Genomic DNA, 1,772 nt, shown 5'->3' on the forward strand with positions numbered 1-1,772 from the left:
GTAAAACAGGTGCCGAAGCAGCTGGAGTAACAGAAGTGAGAACCAGCTTATCAGAAAAAAAGTTTGAATTATGGCGAGAAATAAAAGTCTGAAACATGATTAAACTCCTAAGCAGAAAACCTACCGCGCTTCGCTTGGTCAACCCCTCAGCGGCAAAAATTAAAATTTTTACCGCTTCGGCGTTATAACCTCACACTCAATCTTTTATCACGAAGTCATGATTGAATCGCGAGTGGTCGGCAGATTGCGATAAACGGTCACATTAAATTTAACCTGACTATTCCACTGCAACAACTGAACGGACTGGAAACACTGGTCATAATCATGGTGGCGAATAAGTACGCGTTCTTGCAAATCACCAGAAGGCGGTTCCTGAATGAATGGGAAGCCTTCAAGAAGGTGATAAGCAGGAGAAACATACGAAGGCGCATAACGATACCACTGACCCTCAGCAATCTTAAACTTCTTAGACGAATCACCAGAACGGAAAACATCCTTCATAGAAATTTCACGCGGCGGCAAGTTGCCATACAAAACAGGGTCGCCAGCAATATCGGTATAAGTCAAAGCACCTTTAGCGTTAAGGTACTGAATCTCTTTAGTCGCAGTAGGCGGAAAACGAACAAGCGCAAGAGTAAACATAGTGCCATGCCCAGGAACAAAGAAACGCGGCACAGAATGTTTATAGGTCTGTTGAACACGACCAGAAAACTGGCCTAACGACGTTTAGTCAGTGCCATCAACATCATAGCCAGATGCCCAGAGATTAGAGCGCATGACAAGTAAAGGACGGTTGTCAGCGTCATAAGAGGTTTTACCTCCAAATGAAGAAATAACATCATGGTAACGCTGCATGAAGTAATCACGTTCTTGGTCAGTATGCAAATTAGCATAAGCAGCTTGCAGACCCATAATGTCAATAGATGTGGTAGAAGTCGTCATTTGGCGAGAAAGCTCAGTCTCAGGAGGAAGCGGAGCAGTCCAAATGTTTTTGAGATGGCAGCAACGGAAACCATAACGAGCATCATCTTGATTAAGCTCATTAGGGTTAGCCTCGGTACGGTCAGGCATCCACGGCGCTTTAAAATAGTTGTTATAGATATTCAAATAACCCTGAAACAAATGCTTAGGGATTTTATTGGTATCAGGGTTAATCGTGCCAAGAAAAGCGGCATGGTCAATATAACCAGTAGTGTTAACAGTCGGGAGAGGAGTGGCATTAACACCATCCTTCATGAACTTAATCCACTGTTCACCATAAACGTGACGATGAGGGACATAAAAAGTAAAAATGTCTACAGTAGAGTCAATAGCAAGGCCACGACGCAATGGAGAAAGACGGAGAGCGCCAACGGCGTCCATCTCGAAGGAGTCGCCAGCGATAACCGGAGTAGTTGAAATGGTAATAAGACGACCAATCTGACCAGCAAGGAAGCCAAGATGGGAAAGGTCATGCGGCATACGCTCGGCGCCAGTTTGAATATTAGACATAATTTATCCTCAAGTAAGGGGCCGAAGCCCCTGCAATTAAAATTGTTGACCACCTACATACCAAAGACGAGCGCCTTTACGCTTGCCTTTAGTACCTCGCAACGGCTGCGGACGACCAGGGCGAGCGCCTTTACCTTTAGACATTACATCACTCCTTCTGCACGTAATTTTTGACGCACGTTTTCTTCTGCGTCAGTAAGAACGTCAGTGTTTCCTGCGCGTACACGCAAGGTAAACGCGAACAATTCAGCGGCTTTAACCGGACGCTCGACGCCATTAAA

General features: G+C 45.2%; 3 protein-coding genes and 1 pseudogene. All 4 read right to left on the minus strand.

What is annotated here, in order from left to right:
- The coding region (locus BN2476_RS50155; protein ID WP_500045351.1) for a hypothetical protein at positions 1–97 on the minus strand (97 nt) is incomplete at its 3' end.
- Between the two features lie 110 nt (positions 98–207).
- Positions 208–1,491: pseudogene (locus BN2476_RS50160) on the minus strand (major capsid protein).
- Between the two features lie 36 nt (positions 1,492–1,527).
- Positions 1,528–1,635, minus strand: coding sequence for a phage DNA packaging protein J (locus BN2476_RS50165; RefSeq protein ID WP_087740524.1), 108 nt, complete (start codon positions 1,633–1,635; stop codon positions 1,528–1,530).
- Positions 1,635–1,772: hypothetical protein (locus BN2476_RS50170; RefSeq protein ID WP_143811271.1), on the minus strand; the 138-nt coding region annotated here is incomplete at its 5' end. The genes BN2476_RS50170 and BN2476_RS50165, both read right to left, overlap by 1 nt.

It is taken from the genome of Paraburkholderia piptadeniae, from assembly GCF_900007165.1.
GTDB lineage: Bacteria > Pseudomonadota > Gammaproteobacteria > Burkholderiales > Burkholderiaceae > Paraburkholderia > Paraburkholderia piptadeniae.

What these genes read in the sequence shown, in the direction of transcription:
- BN2476_RS50165 (WP_087740524.1), bottom strand. Translation starts at nt 1,635, where the DNA reads ATGTCTAAAGGTAAAGGCGCTCGCCCTGGTCGTCCGCAGCCGTTGCGA.